The 16409-nt window shown below is 45.0% G+C and carries 12 protein-coding genes; 8 read left to right on the forward strand and 4 right to left on the reverse strand.

Features of this window, described 5'->3' with window-relative positions; all coding sequences use genetic code 11:
* Positions 1–67: 67 nt before the first annotated feature.
* Together OQ279_RS13530 and OQ279_RS13535 are read left to right on the forward strand one after the other, a co-directional pair.
* Positions 68–832, forward strand: coding sequence for a LytR/AlgR family response regulator transcription factor (locus tag OQ279_RS13530; protein WP_266070502.1), 765 nt, complete (start codon positions 68–70; stop codon positions 830–832).
* Positions 810–2933 carry a tetratricopeptide repeat-containing sensor histidine kinase gene (locus OQ279_RS13535; RefSeq protein WP_266070503.1) on the forward strand — a complete coding sequence of 708 codons (2124 nt, stop codon included), beginning with the start codon at positions 810–812 and terminating at the stop codon, positions 2931–2933. The genes OQ279_RS13530 and OQ279_RS13535 overlap by 23 nt, the downstream gene beginning before the upstream one ends.
* A gap of 744 nt (positions 2934–3677) precedes the next feature.
* Here the strand turns inward: OQ279_RS13535 and OQ279_RS13540 are convergent.
* The gene (locus OQ279_RS13540) at positions 3678–6959 is read right to left on the reverse strand and encodes an amidohydrolase family protein (protein ID WP_266070504.1); all 3282 of its coding nucleotides are present in this window, start codon (positions 6957–6959) and stop codon (positions 3678–3680) included.
* Between the two features lie 713 nt (positions 6960–7672).
* On the opposite strand from OQ279_RS13540, the gene OQ279_RS13545 reads away from it, so the two are divergent.
* From OQ279_RS13545 to OQ279_RS13555, 3 genes are all read left to right on the forward strand, one after another.
* Positions 7673–8257 carry a transposase gene (locus OQ279_RS13545; RefSeq protein ID WP_266070505.1) on the forward strand — a complete coding sequence of 195 codons (585 nt, stop codon included), beginning with the start codon at positions 7673–7675 and terminating at the stop codon, positions 8255–8257.
* A 154-nt stretch (positions 8258–8411) separates the two neighbouring features.
* A complete protein-coding gene (locus OQ279_RS13550; RefSeq protein WP_266070506.1) occupies positions 8412–10859 on the forward strand; it encodes a zinc-dependent metalloprotease in 2448 nt (815 codons plus the stop codon).
* Positions 10852–11046, forward strand: a complete 195-nt coding sequence (locus OQ279_RS13555; RefSeq protein ID WP_266070507.1) for a hypothetical protein — start codon at positions 10852–10854, stop codon at positions 11044–11046. Before OQ279_RS13550 ends, OQ279_RS13555 begins: the two co-directional genes overlap by 8 nt.
* Before the next feature lie 134 nt (positions 11047–11180).
* On the opposite strand, the gene OQ279_RS13560 is transcribed toward OQ279_RS13555, so the two are convergent.
* The 3 genes from OQ279_RS13560 to OQ279_RS13570 form a co-directional block, all read right to left on the reverse strand.
* Complete coding sequence (locus tag OQ279_RS13560) at positions 11181–11627, reverse strand: universal stress protein (RefSeq protein WP_266070508.1); 447 nt, start codon at positions 11625–11627, stop codon at positions 11181–11183.
* 112 nt (positions 11628–11739) lie between these two features.
* On the reverse strand, positions 11740–12660 hold the full coding sequence (locus OQ279_RS13565) for a 2-hydroxyacid dehydrogenase (RefSeq protein WP_266070509.1): 921 nt from the start codon (positions 12658–12660) through the stop codon (positions 11740–11742).
* Between the two features lie 76 nt (positions 12661–12736).
* Positions 12737–14101, reverse strand: a complete 1365-nt coding sequence (locus tag OQ279_RS13570; protein ID WP_266070510.1) for an acyl-CoA dehydrogenase family protein — start codon at positions 14099–14101, stop codon at positions 12737–12739.
* A gap of 130 nt (positions 14102–14231) precedes the next feature.
* Here OQ279_RS13570 and OQ279_RS13575 point away from each other — a divergent pair, with 130 nt between their 5' ends.
* The 3 genes from OQ279_RS13575 to OQ279_RS13585 all read left to right on the forward strand — a co-directional run bounded on the left by OQ279_RS13575 (position 14232) and on the right by OQ279_RS13585 (position 16265).
* Positions 14232–14612 carry a PH domain-containing protein gene (locus OQ279_RS13575; RefSeq protein ID WP_266070511.1) on the forward strand — a complete coding sequence of 127 codons (381 nt, stop codon included), beginning with the start codon at positions 14232–14234 and terminating at the stop codon, positions 14610–14612.
* Between the two features lie 120 nt (positions 14613–14732).
* Positions 14733–15629, forward strand: coding sequence for an SDR family oxidoreductase (locus tag OQ279_RS13580; protein WP_266070512.1), 897 nt, complete (start codon positions 14733–14735; stop codon positions 15627–15629).
* Positions 15630–15665: 36 nt separating this feature from the next.
* A complete protein-coding gene (locus tag OQ279_RS13585; RefSeq protein ID WP_266070513.1) occupies positions 15666–16265 on the forward strand; it encodes a phosphatase PAP2 family protein in 600 nt (199 codons plus the stop codon).
* The last annotated feature ends 144 nt before the right edge of the window (positions 16266–16409 follow it).

Genomic DNA, 16409 nt, shown 5'->3' on the forward strand with positions numbered 1-16409 from the left:
TTAAAAGGTCATTTATTAAACCTATATTTATTAGTATAATCTGTTGATTTTTTGAAGTTTATCCAATATGAGAGTAGCGATTGTAGACGATGAGGTGCATTGTGTGGAGGGGTTGGTCCTGCATATTAAGAGCAAATTTCCCGAGGCGGAGATCGTTTTCAAAGGGACCAAACCTGAAGATGCCCTTGTAGCTATTCCCAATGTAAAGCCGGATTTGCTATTCCTGGATGTGGAAATGCCGGGAATGAATGGCTTTGAATTGCTGGACCAGCTTTCCGAAGAAGATTTTGATGTCATCTTTACCACCGCATACAGCCAGTATGCTGCGCAGGCTTTTAAGGCCAGGGCGGTAAATTATCTACTCAAACCCATTGATGAAACCGAATTTATACTGGCGGTGCAGCAATGGAAGAAAGAAAGGGAATTGAAGAAAGATATTTCTTCAGACAGAATGAATGAGCTGTTGAACTATATGAAAAGGGAAGGCATCCTGAAGAATAAAATAGCGGTGCCGGTGACCGAAGGATTCGAGTTTATCGAGACAAACGATATTTTATATTGCCAAAGCCAGAATAACTACACATTACTGTTTACTACCAACAACCGAAAACTGGTTTTGAGCAAAACCCTAAAGGAATTTGAGAAACTGCTCGATAAATATTTCTTTATCCGAATTCATAAATCCTATCTCATTAATCCGAATTACATGAAGAAATACTACCGGAATGATGGCGGCTATCTTGTAATGCAGGATGGAAAATCCATCCCTGTGAGCAAAAGTAAAAAGGACCTTATCACAAACTTATTTGATGCAATTACCAAAACGGCTTAATAAAATTTGTGTCATCTTTCTTCTGCGGAAGCTTCTGTTGAATATTTCAAAGAGATTCTACAGTACATCAGGCGTGCTGGGTTTCCTGTTGATCCTGCTGTTTGCCACCAATGGCTTTTCCCAATCCCGGCTCGATAGCCTTAAAACATCTTTTGAAGCGGAAACCAATGATTCCCTAAAGGTGGTCTATGGTATACAAATGCTAAGGGAGTTTCACCGGGAAAAGCACACGGAAGAAGAGGAATATGACCTTGCGAGGGGACTTATTCAGAAGGCATTAAATACAGGCGATTCCCTGCTATATGCCAGGACGCTTGATAACCTGGGGCTGCTTTACAGGTATCATCAGCGTTACGATGAGTCGCTTTCTTTGCATACCAAAGCTTTTGACCTGGTAAAAGACATGGAGGTCGATCCTGTTTTTAAAATGATCTTTGCCAACAATGCAGGAGTGGCAGGGCGTTACAACCAAAAATATGATACGGCCGTTTCCTTTTACATGAAGGCCCTGAAGATTGCCGAAAAGGAGAACGATCTTAAAAATATCGCTATAGCCGGGAATGGAATAGGTAACACTTTGGGGAATATTCCCGGAAGACAGGATGAGGCATTGAGTTACTTTGAACGATCTCTCGAAGCCGAAAAGGAACGGGGCAACAGCCTTGGGGTGGCCATGAATTATCTTTCTATAAGCGATTATTATATTGATAAGGAAGAGTATAAAACCGCGCGAAAGTACCTGGATGAACTGCTTGGGATAAACCGGGAGAGAAACGACGATTACGGTCTTGCGATCACTTACGAATTCTACGGAAAATCTTACCTGGAAGAGGGGAAGGAGCTGGACAGGGCTGCTTCTTATTTTGAAGATGCCTTAAGCAGGTTTGAGAAATTGGGAGATGCGCATCAACAGGCGCAGATCCTTGGGAGTTTGGGCGACGTACGCTTCAGGCAGGATAGGTTTGTTGCGGCAAAAGATTATTATGAGAGGTCCCTCGAGCTCGCCAAAGATCTCAATCAGCACGGATTGATCATGCAGAATTCCTACCAGCTGTCGAATATACTCGAAAGGCAGCGGGATCCTTCCGCAGCTTTACAGTACCTCAAACAGGGTAAAGCTTATGAAGACAGCATAAAACTCACGGAACAGAATGTGGAAATAGCGGCCCTCATTCGCAAATATGACATAGAGAAAAAGGAAGATCATATTCAGCTGCTTGAAAAGGATAAAGCGCTGCAGCAAACCCTGCTGGACAATCAGCAGCAAAAGCTGGAGCGGCGCAGGATCCTTATGTTACTCCTGGCAACGGGCCTTTTGTTTATCCTGGTCATTTTCCTGTTACAGTACCGGAATATCAAAACAAAGAAGAAGATCAACGCCCGTATTCTGAAAGAGGAAAAGGAAAAGATGAAGGCGATCTATGAGCGCAACCTTGCACGGGCAGAGATCCTGGTGACCCGCCTGCGTGTTAATCCTCATTTTATATTTAATAGCCTCAATGCGATCACTTATTTGATACAAAGCAATCAAAACGCCAAAGCCATGAAATACCTGGTGGTTTTTAGCCGGTATACCAGGATGGTGCTGGAAACCTCACAAAAGCATGTGGTTCCTTTACCTGAAGAACTTAAGCTGACTCAATATTATCTTACCCTTGAAAAGAACCGTTTTGAAAAAGACTTCACTTTTGAAATAAAAGGGGAAGATGCGCCCGAAGTTGAAAAGATCCTGATCCCGCCATTGCTGCTACAGCCGCTCATCGAAAATGCCATTTGGCACGGCCTGCTTCCCAGCAAACGCGAAACCAAGACCCTGCGCCTGGAAGTTATTCCTGAAGGAGAGATCGTCAAGATCATTATCGATGATAATGGCGTGGGCAGAAGCGGCACAGAAAAAAGATCTTCGGAAAAAGACCATAAAAGCATGGGCATGCAGATCATAAAAGAAAGGATTGAGCTTTTCAACAAAAGTTATCCCGGCCATATTAATTGTGAGCTTATTGACAAAAAAGATGAGCAGGGACAGCCTGAGGGTACCAGGATCATCTTCAGTCTTGAGCAAAACACCCTCGCCCAGACCCCTGTGGAATTCTTGAGCTGATCGATTTAAAGAGGTAGTTCTGGATCAACTGGAGAAATTCCTCTCAAAAATGCCATTTTTGGGACCCCGATCTAAAAACCCATTCCTTTTCCCCAGCCCTTAAGGGGGAATGGGTTTTGGAAAGAGATATTTAGAATTGGGCTAAATCCCTTTCTCTTTGTCCTTTTTGGTCCTCCGGCTAAAGCCGGAGGCAATGCATTTCTGTTTTATCCCCTCCTTTGGCGAGGTGCCCGCAGGATGGGTAGGAGAGGTCTAAAATCCATCAATTGCCCCCACCTTCAGGTGGAGGATTAATATAAAATTAGTTACAGGACTATAGCCCAATCCGAGCTCCGGAGGGGCGATATATTTCTAGCCCCAGATTTTCATAAGAAGAATGAGAGTCCCAGAGGGACGGCATATATTAAAGAGGCAGTTCTGGACCAACTTGGCAAAACCCTCTCAAAAATGCTATTTTGAGACCCCATTCTAAAAACTCATTCCTTTTCCCTAACCCGAAAGGGAGGGGCTGGGTTTTAGACAGATATATTTACAATTAGGCTTATATGATTCAAAAAGCTCCTTGTTCTGAAGGAAAAAGAAAAGCCGAAATCCAAAGGATCCCGGCTTTTCTTTTTTTTAGACCTGGTTCTTGTCTCTTACTTTTTTTCCGGTAAGAGTAAGTCTAAAATCTAAAATCTAACGTCTAACAGCTCAGCGGTCTAATCACCCATTATACAATATACATTATACATTATACAATCCCTAATCCGCCATACATCCATGTGCATGCCCTTCCTCGTGCCATCCAAAAGAAGGATTGTAATTGTTGTTTTCCCAGTAAAAATTAAGTCTTTCTTTCGGCTCGTTGCCAATCTGGTTCATCGTATTGGCATCATAAAGCCTTCCGTTTACCATGGTGTAGATGATGCTGTTGGAGTTTCGGATGTCTTCCAGCGGATTTTCCTCCAATACCAGCAAATCGGCAAGCTTACCGACTTCCAGGCTTCCGATCTCGTCACCCAGACCAAGATATTCGGCGGAGTTGATAGTGGCAGTTTTTAAGGCCTCCATGTTGCTCATGCCGCCCATTTGTATCAGCCATAGCTCCCAGTGTGCTCCCAGGCCCTGTAATTGTCCGTGGGCGCCCATGTTAACTTTTACGCCGATGTCCGAAAGTTCTTTTGCAGTTTCTGAAACCAGAATAGGTCCGTTTTCGTATTCTTCATCAGGAATTGTGGTGCGATGTCTTGAACGGGAATCTATCACAGAACGCGGCGTGAACTCCAGAAGTTTCTCATTCTCCCACACGTTGTGCTTGTCGTAGAAATAATATTCCCCGTTGATTCCGCCGTAATTTACGATCAGCGTTGGCGTGTAGCCCGTGTTGGAATTGCCCCAAAGCGTCTTGATATCTTTATAGACCGGTGCGATTGGAATGTTGTGCTCAATCCCGGTATGCCCGTCCACGATCATGTTCATGTTGTGGAAGAAAGTACTTCCGCCCTCAGGCACCACGTTCATGTCGAGTTCTTTGGCGGCCTGCATTACCTGCTGGCGTTGCTCCCGGCGCGGCTGATTGTAACTTTTTACCGAAGTCGCCCCAAATGCTTTGGTCCTGCGTAAGGCCGATCTTGCGTCTTCAAGGCTGTTGATCTCGGCTTTAAAATCTCCTTCGGCCCCGTAAAGAATGATCCCGGTGGAGTAGAGACGTGGCCCTGTCATTTCGCCGCTCTTGATCAATTCGGCCATCCCAAAGACAGTTTCACTCAGTGCAGAAGGGTCGTGCGCAGTGGTCACCCCGAAAGCGAGGTTCGCAAAAGCAGGCCAGTGCTGCTGCGGAGTTAATCCATATCTAAAAGCGCCAATGTGAGCATGCGCATCTACCATTCCGGGCATGATGGTCTTGCCTTGCACATCATAAACCTTCGCATTTTTTGGCACATTTACTTCGGAAGCATTCCCTATCTGCACGATCTTATTCCCTTCGATCACGATACTTCCGTTCTCGATCACTTGCTCCCCGTTCATGGTAATAATGCGGGCATTGGTGAAGGCGATCTGTCCTGAAGGCACATCAGTTTTTACTTTTAAACCAATCTTTGTTCCCTCTTCAGTGATTGGCGGAATAGAATCTACCGAGTTCTCTAGAAAGGTAAAACGCTCGGTAATTTTATTGGTGAAATATTCATCTCCCAAAGTCCAGTGCACATTCTGGCTGTCGTTAGACCAGTGGATGTTGATCCCCGCATCTTTCGCCAGCTGACTCACCGGAACGGTTTTGGAATCGGGTCCTATTTCTACAGCTTTTCCTGTCATTAACAGCGGAGCCACATAAGCTTTGTGCAGGTTGCTAAAGGCCACCCATTTATTGTCGGGGCTTGGTACGAGTCGGCCGCCGTACTTTGATTCCATGTGCGTGCGCTCGTCTTTTCCGTTGAGGTCGACACTTTTTAGTTTCTTGGTAAGACTTCCGAATAAATATCCGCCCGTTTGGAATAGGATGCGGTCATCATTGGTGTTGAACATCGCGAATTCCCCCTCATCATTGATCTTTCTTAGGTTTTCTCCGGAAGCATTCATCAAATAAATTCCGGGATTCTTGGTAAAAGTTCTTCCGAGGTCAGAATTTCCGCCTTCTTTGTTAAAGACGATCATGCGGCCGTCACTTGAATAAGATGGGTTCCTGAAAATACCTTTTTCGGCAGTCAGTTTTTTGGCATTCCTTCCGTTAAGGCCAACAGTTCTTACAGCGCCCATATTGTCATCGCTCCAGGTAACGTACACGATGCTCTTCCCGTCGGGGGAGAAAGCTGGTTCAAATTCGAATTCTTCAGCTTTGGTGATCCTTTCCGGAGTTCCGTTCGGAAGGCTTTTCTTCCACAGGTAACCCACGGCATTGAAAACAAGCGTCTTTCCATCGGGAGAGGTGACCGCGTGGCGAACTACCTTCGGATTAAATTCTTCGGAAAAGACTTTGTGCTTCACCTGGTGCGCTTCTGCAATTTTGATGGTGTTGTTCACCTCAAACGGGATTTCAGAAACATTGGCATTCTCAATATTCGCTTTTTTGATCTTTCCCTGGCTCCAGAAAACGATCTCCTGGCTGTTTGGCATCCAGCCAAAGCCGGGATACACGCCAAAGATGGCCCATGCTTCCTGCTGATCTTTGCTCAACTGGTCATTAACCGGCCACTCTTCGCCCGTTTCCAGGTCGTGGATGTAAAGCACCGAGTTGGTACGCACGCGCTTTACAAAAGCCAGCTTCTTCCCGTCGGGGGACACCTGTGGTCTTGCCGCACCACCCGGTCCGCCGGTAACGCGATCGATCTCACCGGTCTCAAAATCATAGCGGTTGATCACGTAGATCTGGTTGTTTGGGTCTTTATTATATTGAAAATATCCTCCCGGATACACATCCTGGCTGTAGTACAGGTAGCGGCCATCGGGCGAGATGCTGGGTTCGTTGATATCCTGTTGCTCGTTGGCTTTTTCTACCAGCTGAATCCCCGCAGCGCCTGCACCTATATGGTACATCCACATCTCACCGGCTCCCAGGGAGCGGCCCGAGGTGAAGTGTTTGCGGGCAACAATGGCGTTGCCATCGGGCATCCACACCGCATTGTTGAGCAACCTGAAATTCTCTTTGGTTAGTTGCTTTGCATCGCTGCCATCGGCATTCATGATCCAGATGTTGTCGCCACCGCCGGCGTCGCTGGTAAAGGAGATGCTTTTCCCGTCGGGACTAAAGCGCGGCTGCACATCATATGCCATGCCGCTGGTAAGTGCCGTGGCTTTTCCGCCGCTGGCGGGCATAAGGTAAATATCCCCTAAAAGGTCAAAAACGATCTGCTTCCCATCGGGGCTCACATCGAGGTTCATCCAGGTACCTTCATTGGTGTTGAGGGCAACTTCCTTGATGTTCCAGTCTGAAGTATAGGGATCGTTGACATCCCATTTTTTGTTATCTTTTTTTTCTTCTTCCTGCGCGAAAATGGCGGAGGTGGTCATTAGCAGGAGTAATGCCAGTAGGGGTTTGTGGATCATAAGTGAATTTTGAAAATTTTAAGAGGGCTAAATATAGGGATTTTTTGAAGGTTTTATTGCTGAAGGTGCAGAGGGGCGGAAGACGTTCAAAATATCTGAAGGAATGGATTTCTAGTAGAAACATTATCCGTTTGCTGGTAACAATGGTGGCCGATGGCATGCCATCGGCCTTCGATTCGAAATTTACCTCTCAAAAATCCCATTTCTGGCACCTTTCTTTTAATCCATAAAATTTCACACCGGTTTTTTTCGGATGTTATGGAGATTCTCTTTAAATGGATATTATTATTTGGTAACAATGGTGACCGATGGCATGCCATCGGCCTTCGATTCGAAAAATACCTTCCAAAAATGCCATTTTTGACCCCTTTTTTTTAATCCCTGAAATTTCACACCGGATTTTTCCGGAGGTTATGGAGATTCCGTTTAAATGGATAATATTATTTGCTAACAATGGTGGCCGATGGCATGCCATCGGCCTTCGATTTGAAAATTATCTTCCAAAATTGCCATTTTAGACACCTTATTTTAATCCCTGAAATTTCACACCGGATTTTTCCGGAGGTTATGGAGATTCCGTTTAAATGGATAATATTATTTGGTACCAATGGTGACCGATGGCATGCCATCGGCCTTTCGATTTGAAAAATACCTTTCAAAAATCCCATTTTTGACTATCTTTAAAATGCCTCCCCTAATAAAACCTAAAATTTATGTCACCAAAATCGGGGAATAAATTTCGGAATGGATCTATCCGGTTGCAACATTGGGATTATGGATGGGATGCGGCATATTTTATTACCATTTGTACCAAAGACCGGAAACATTTTTTTGGAGAGGTTCAGGATGGGGAAATAAAATTGTCATCTGCCGGGGTGATCGCCAATGTGCTGTGGTATGAAATATTACACCATGCGAAAAATGTGGAATTGGGGGAATTCGTGGTAATGCCCAATCATATTCACGGAATTATTATTTTGAATGGGAATAAATCCCCGTGGGAAAATGATGGTAACGACGAAGCAGGCCCAGGCATGCCCTGGGCCTGCAACAACCCCCCAGAACCCGAAAAAACAATCGGACAAAAAAGGTTTCAGAATCCGGGGAAAAACACCATTTCATCCATCGTAGGTTCCTATAAATCGGCAGTGACCAAATATGCCAACAGGATGAATTTGCCATTCGCCTGGCAATCGCTGTTTCACGATCGTATCATCAGGGATTCCAGATCTTTTCAGAATATTTCGGCATATATTCAGAATAACCCACAAAACTGGAAAGAAGATAATTTGAATTGAACAACAATTCCAGGCACCAAATTCCAAATTCCAAATTCCAAAAATTCGTACTTCTAAAATCGTATTTCTACCATCGTATTTCTACCATCGTATTTCCAATTTCGTAATGATAACTTCATTGTTTATCTTGAGATCCTTAAAATCCTATTTTCACATGATAAAAAAGTTACCCATGTACGGGCTGCTCTTAGCTGTTGGTGTAAGTTGCCAAACGCAAAAAGGAGTACCGGCAAAGACAGATGAGGCCACGGCTAAGAAAAAGGAGCAGGGCGATACCAAAGCTTACGCTGAGGTGATCACTGCTGCAGCTAAAAGTGACAAAGGTCTTTTTACCACCCATTTTGTAGGGGAAAAGCTCTATTTTGAAATTCCGCTTAACATGCTGGAGAAAGATATGCTGCTGGTGAGCCGTATTGCCGGCGTGCCCGCAGGTTTCGGCGGTGGCTATGTCAATGCAGGTTCCAAGGCCAATGAGCAGGTGGTGCGCTGGTCAAAACGAGGTGACTATATAGACATGAAGGTGATTAGCTTTGAGAACGAGAGTGACGAAGGTTCTCCTATTTATCAGTCGGTTGCTGCGAATAATTTCTTTCCTATACTTTTCAGCTCGAAGATCGCAGCTTATAACGACGATAAAACTTCCGCAGTAATAGAAGTGAGTGATCTTTTTAAGGAAGAAGTAGCCGCCATTAACGGTGTTTCGCCATCTCTAAAAAAGCGATACAAGGTAAAGAAGCTGGATAAATCGCGTTCTTATATTACCGCAGCCAATGCTTTTCCTGAAAATATTGAGGTGAAGCACGTGATGACCTATGAAGCCGAGGAACCGCCCGAAAGAGACCAGGCAGGAACCATTACTATGTTGATGAACCAGTCTATGATCCTGCTTCCGGAAGAAAAAATGCAGCCGCGCCTGGCCGATCATCGTGTGGGTTGGTTTACCACCCGAAAATATAACTATAATTCTGAAGAGCTTAAGAGTGATGATTACAGGATAATCAACCGCTGGCAGCTGGTTCCAAAAGATATTGAAGCTTATAAAAAGGGAGAGCTGGTAGAGCCGGTGAAGCCTATTGTGTGGTATCTCGATCCTGCAACGCCCGAAAAATGGAGGCCTTATTTTAAACAGGGAATTGAAGACTGGAATGTGGCTTTTGAAGCTGCAGGTTTCAAAAATGCTGTGATCGCCAAAGATCCGCCGACAAAAGAGGAAGATCCCGATTTTAGTCCCGAAGATGTGCGGTATTCGGTGGTGCGGTATGTTGCCAGTACCACGAGAAATGCGATGGGGCCAAGTGTGACCGATCCGCGTACCGGGGAGATCATCGAGAGCGATATTATTTGGTATCACAACCACCTGCGTTCTTACCGCAACCGTTACATGATCGAAGCCGGAGCCCAGCTGGAATCTGCCCGTACGCTCAATACTCCCGAAGAGGAAATTGGGGAAATGATGCGCATGGTGATTGCGCACGAGGTAGGTCATGCGCTCGGTTTGCCGCACAATATGAAGGCGAGTTCGGCTTATGCTACAGATTCTTTGCGTTCTCCCGAATTCACCCAGAAGTATGGTTTGACTCCTTCTATTATGGATTATGCCCGTGTAAATTACGTTGCCCAGCCCGAAGATAAAGGAGTCCGTTACATCAGGATGATGGGGCCTTATGATCTTTATGCCATCAACTGGGGCTACAGGTATATTCCTGAAGCCAATTCTCCCGAAGATGAGAAACCTGTTCTAAGCGAGTGGATCCTTGAAAAAGCCGGGGATCCTGTTTATGAATTCGGAAATGGTTACGGCGGAATTGATCCGCAGTCGCAAAGAGAAAGCCTGGGTGACGATCAGGTGAAGGCCAGCGAGTACGGCCTCGCAAACCTTAAGAAGGTGGTTCCGAATTTAGTTGCATGGACTTCAAAAGATAATGCTGATTATTCCGAATTAACTGAAGTATACCGCGAACTTACCAATATGTGGAGAGGCTACGTGTCTCACGTGGTAGCCAATGTGGGCGGGGTTTACGAAACCCGAAAAACAGCCGACCAGGAAGGAACGGTCTATACTCATGTCCCTGAAGAAAAACAGGAAGCGGCCATTGAATTTTTAAATACGCATGCTTTTTCTACACCCGACTGGTTGCTGGATAAGGAGCTATTGGCACGCATTGAACCTACGGGTGCCATTGAGCGGGTACAGAACCTGCAGAGCAGAGCACTGAATGATCTTTTAGATGAAGACCGCCTGCAACGCATGATCACCAATGAGCAGGTGAACGGCCGGGAGGCATATACCGCAGTAGAGATGATGAACGACCTTAGAAAAGGCATTTTTGAAGAGTTGTACAGATCTCAGGAGGTCAACGCTTATCGAAGGAACATTCAGCGTGCCTATGTTGATGCCGCTGCAGGATATGTTCAGAATCTAAAAAAGGAGGAGAGTGATGAGGTTGCTTCTACCGATGTTATTGCATTGATGCGTGGAGATCTCGAGCAGTTAAGAAGAGACCTTAGGGCCCGCAGAAACAGGACGAATGATCAATTAAGTGTTTATCACTGGAATGATTTGATCGCGAGGATAGATGCAGCCCTTGATGTAGATGCATAAACATACAGCTGATTTTATAGATCTTATCAAACAGGTTTATTTCACAAAAATCCTCGCTACAAGGCGGGGATTTTTTGTTGAATGCCATTATGAGACAGGAGAAGTGATACAGGAAAAAGGAAACAGGATTAAGAATTTCAGAATGGCACTGCCCACAGATGATTTTTCAGTGAAGACTGATGACTGACCACTGATGATTGTTTTTTTTACTCCCTTAAAAAGTTTCCCGCAGATCTCACAGATTTACGCAGATAATAAAATGAATATTTTTAAATTTTTTTTACTGATGACTGAGCACTGAATACTGATTACTTTAAAAAATCATTCTTCAATAGGAATTGTCAACATAGGTATACTCGCTTTTTTCAACAGCTCCAGGGAAACACTTTCCTGTAGCAAATTATGCAGGAAACTATGTTTATGGGTGCCAACAATAAGCAGGTCTGATTGTAGTTTTTTTGCTTCTTCCAGAACAGCTTCTACGGTAGAACCCTGGATCAAGAGAGCCTCTTTTTCTATCTCCTCACTGAGGAAGTTATCGCAGTACATTTGCAGGTTGCGGTGTTCCTCCCGGAATTCTTCTGCTTTAAAGTCTCTTATATACTGCGGTCCAGGTTCGTAACCTACAAAATCGGGATGGGGTGCTGCGACATGCAAAACCCAAACCTTGCTACCAAATTTCTGGGCCAGGCCTTCGGCATATCCCAAAAGGTCTCCTACGGCATCATTAAAATCTACAGCTACCAGAATGTTTTTTAGTTCTTTCATGGAGTTGTTTATTGTTGTGGGTAAATGGGTCTCCGTTTCCAGATTCTGATTTAATATTTTTCAAATTATGTTTGATACTTTTTACTGATCAGTGACCACTGACCACTGAATACTAATATTCCTTCTCCCTGTCAACCACGTTCTTCAAATCCTTTCCCTCTTTCATGCGCTCGTAATTTTCGAGGATTTGCGGCACTACACTTTTGGGATGGGTAATACTGGCAATATGTGGCGAAACTTTGATCTTTTTGTTCTTCCAAAAAGGATGTGCTGCGGGTAAAGGCTCTTTCCGGAACACGTCGAGAGCTGCCCCGGTGAGATGTCCGGTATTGATCATTTCAATAAGGTCATCTTCGATAAGGTGTTCTCCCCGCGCCACATTTATGACATAAGCACCTTCAGGTAACTTCTCAAAAAGGTGTTTATTCAGGATGTTTTTTGTTTCTGAAGTCAGGGGTAGCAAATTCACCAGGATTTTGCTGTCTTCCAGAAAATCCTGCAGTTGCTCATCACCGTGATAGGTAGTGACTCCCAGGATTTCCTTTTTGGTGCGGGACCAGCCGGTGACATTGAATTTATTCCAGATCAGTTTTTCGGCTACTCCCACGCCCAGTACGCCCATGCCCATTATTCCCACCTGTGTGTTTTCCGGTCGCCCATATGTTTTGGGCTTCCATTCGCTGCTGCAATGATGTTCATTCAGGTTGCGCAGGTGTTCAAGAATGAGGGAGAGTACAAAGACGCTCATATCTTTGGTTAGTTGTGCATCCACCACCCGGGTGATCCTGATGTGCTCCGGAATTTCCTTGTCGCTAATGATATGGTCTATGCCTGCCCCCATGGAAGCAATCACTTTCAGGTTTTTAAAGTCCCTATATATGCCATGAGGATGTCTCCAGGAAAGTACATATTCAACCTTAGAAGGATCTTTCACCTGCGGATATACTTCCAGATCTAAATCTGGCGCTTCGGCTTTCAAGGCCTCCACCCAGGCTTTTGGATCTTTCTTCGGACTTATGATTAGAAATGACATGGTTTAGTCTTTAGTCTTTAGTCAATTGACGGTAGATTAACACTACCATCTACAGTCTACCGTCTACGGTCTGATTTTAGTTAACAAACGCACTATATCCCGTGATTGCCCTTCCTACAATAAGGGAGTTGATCTCTTTGGTGCCTTCATAGCTGTAAATAGCTTCGGCATCGGCAACAAAACGGGCAACATCATACTCCAGGAGAATTCCGTTGCCGCCCATCACTTCCCGGGCCCTGCTAACCACATCGCGCATTCGCATACTGGTATAGACTTTTGCCAGTGAAGCATGTTCATCCTTTAACAGACCCTGGTCCTGAAGTTCGGACAACCTGAAACAAAGGGTTTGCATAGAGGTGAGGTTGGCGATCATCTCTACCAGGTGATTTTGTATAAGCTGATAAGAGGCTATAGGTCTTCCAAACTGCTCTCTTTTTTTAGTGTATTTCAAAGCACTTTCATAAGCTCCCCTGGCACAACCCACAGCCTGCCAGGCTACCCCGGCGCGGGTCATTTTAAGCACTTTTGCTGTATCTCTAAAGGACTCTGCTTTTTGCAGTCGGTCGCTTTCCGGCACTTTACAATCGGTGAGCGTGATAAGTGCATTCTGCACAATACGCAGCGCCATCTTATCTTCCATTTTTTCGGCCTTAAAGCCGGGATTGTCCTTTCTTACCAGGAATCCTTTTACCTGGTTGGAGTCTTCATCGCGGGCCCAGATCACAATTACATCGGCAAAAGTGGCATTTCCAATCCATTTTTTCTGCCCGTTAAGCGCCCAGTTTTCTCCATCCCACTTACAGGTGGTTTCGAGTCCGCCGGCTGCGCCGCTGCCCACATTAGGTTCGGTAAGTCCAAAGGCGCCAATGGTTTCCAGGCGTTGCATCTTTGGGAGCCACTCCTCTTTTTGCTCATCGCTTCCGCAGAGATAGATAGAACCCATAGCCAGGCCGCTGTGAACGCCGAAAAAAGTGGAGATAGAAACATCTACCCGTGCAATTTCCTGTGCAATAACGCCCTCCATCAAAAATGGCAAATTGGGGCAGCCGTAGCCTTCATAAGGTACTCCGGCAATGTTGAGTTTTTTGAATTTCTCAATAATCTCGAATGGAAACTTCGCACGGTTCCAGTGGTCATTTACCAGCGGCCGCACTTCATCTTCTATGAAATTGCGCACCTTCAGCTGTAGTTCCCGCTGCTCTTCGGAAAGTTTCAGGTCGAGATTATAAAAATCGCCGTCAATAGGTGGCAGGTCGTGCTGACCTTTCCGGCGCTTGGTCTTCAGCATTTTCATGAGCCCCTTGAGCTGATTCTCATCCAGCTGCCCCAGGGTTTGCATAGCTTCTTGAAGATCTATTTGTTTATTGATCTTCGCCAGTTGGTCAAGATCAATGTTCTTTAACAGGTTAATGGTGTTTCTAACTTTTCCGAAGAAGGCCATAGTTTAAGGTTTTTCTAAAAATAGACATTAAACCAAAGGCAGCTTGTTAAAGCTTTCTCAAAGACTGGCATGCAGATGCCTTCGGGATTCGAATATTTGTTTTAAATTTCCTGTCAAAACAGAGATCATCATGGGAATTTTTTCATCACTAATGGGCAATGCCGGTGCAGTTGACAATCAGGAACTACAATCCGATTTCGCGCAGCTGCTCTGTGATTCCGAAGTAATAGAAGCGGGTTTTAAAATATTTAGGGACACCTTTATCTTTACCAACAAACGGCTCATTTTGGTAGATAAACAGGGCCTCACCGGAAGCAAGACCCAATATCTTTCAATAAGCTATAAGAGTATTTCCCGCTTTAGTGTAGAAACAGCCGGAACTTTTGATCTTGATGCCGAGCTGAAGATATGGATCTCTTCTGAACAGCATCCAAGTGTTTCCAGGAAGTTCAATAAATCTGTAAATGTTTATGAGGTGCAGAAGCTTTTGGCGCAACATGTACTAAAATAGACTTTTAGCAAAACTTTAGTTCCCTTCATTCCTTCGTCGCGAGCTACTTTTCTTAAATTCAGGCTGAAACATGAGGTGTCAAAAATGTCATTTTTGGGACCTCTTCAAAAAGTTTAAGCTATGAAAGATGACAATAAAGAAATGAAGCATCCACAAACGAAAGAAGCACAACCTCCTTTTAAAGATCAGGAGCGGCAGAAGGATACGCCGGGAAAAGAGGATAAAATGCAGCCCAAAGTAGACCACGGCGAGGATTCTTATGTTGGCTCCGGCAAGCTGGAGGGCAAAAATGCCATTATTACCGGCGGCGACTCGGGGATTGGAAGAGCGGTGGCAATTGCTTTTGCACGAGAAGGAGCTAATGTTCTAATTTCTTACCTCGAAGAAGACGATGATGCAAAAGAAACTGCCAGATGGGTGATAAAGGCCGGGAAAAAGGCAATTTTGGTGCCGGGAGATGTAAGTGAAGAAGAGCATTGCAGCAAGATCGTCCAAAAAGCTGTAGATGAGTTTGGGCAGTTAGATATACTGGTGAACAATGCAGCCTTTCAAATGGCGAGAGAAAAGATACAGGATATTCCCAGTGAGGAGTGGGACAAGACTTTCAAGACCAATATCTATTCAATGTTCTACCTGGTAAAAGCTGCCGAACCTCACATGAAACCAGGCAGTACAATTATTAATACCACTTCTATCAACGCTTATAAACCGCACCCACAACTGCTGGCCTATGCTGCCACTAAAGGGGCTATTCAAAATTTCACAGCCAATCTCGGGCAAATTATGGCGCCAAAAGGAATCAGGGCCAATTGTGTAGCACCGGGGCCGGTGTGGACGCCATTGATCCCGTCTACCATGCCAATGGATGAGGTAGAAACCTTTGGGCAGGATACCCCGCTGGGAAGGCCGGGACAACCGTCTGAATTTGCGGCACCCTTTGTCTTACTGGCATCGGAAGGGTCCAGTTACATGACCGGTTCTACCGTGCAGGTTACGGGAGGAAGGCCCACTATTTAATATACCTTATTTTAGAGTTCATCAATGCAGCATTTTTTGAAATCAGGATTTAAAGATCAGCACAAGTTTTTCACACAGGTAAAGAAGATCATCTTTCTTTTCCTGTTTGGCCTTGTATTGAGCATACCTTCCAATTTACAGGCACAGCTCATTGAGCCAAACAGCGAGGCAGTAGAAACCAGTGGTGATGTTATTTTGCTGGCTTTGCCGGCAACAGCAGCGCTCACTACCGTGGTGATGAAAGACAGGAAGGGATTTTGGCAATTCACCAAAGGTTTTGCTACCAACCTGGCTGTTACAGCAGGACTTAAATATGCCATTAATAAGCGGCGCCCGTTCAACAGTGGGGGGCAGGCCTTTCCCTCGGGGCATACGTCAATTACCTTTCAGGCAGCTTCCTTTATTCACAAGAGGTATGGCTTTAAATACAGTATTCCCGGGTATGTGCTGGCTGGCTGGACGGCCTACAGCCGCATCAATGCTACAAGGCATGACGGCTATGATATACTTGCCGGGGCGGTGGTAGGCATTGGGAGCAGTTTTATTTTTACCAGCCCTTACCAACGGGAAAATATGCAGCTCACCTTCTCCAGTGGCAACGATCAATACCTGCTGGGATTTGTGTACAGGTTTTGAAAAAGCGCAAATTCACAAACCTATTTGTAAGATTACATATTACTAAATCCAGTTCTTTTGAACTAATAAAAGAGGCTGTCTGAAAAGGCAGTCTTTTTTTGTATAAAAAGGTGGAGCTGCTTATTTTTAAAGTATGAGCAGAAA

Source organism: Salinimicrobium profundisediminis, from assembly GCF_026241755.1.
In the GTDB taxonomy this organism is placed as follows: Bacteria; Bacteroidota; Bacteroidia; order Flavobacteriales; family Flavobacteriaceae; genus Salinimicrobium; species Salinimicrobium profundisediminis.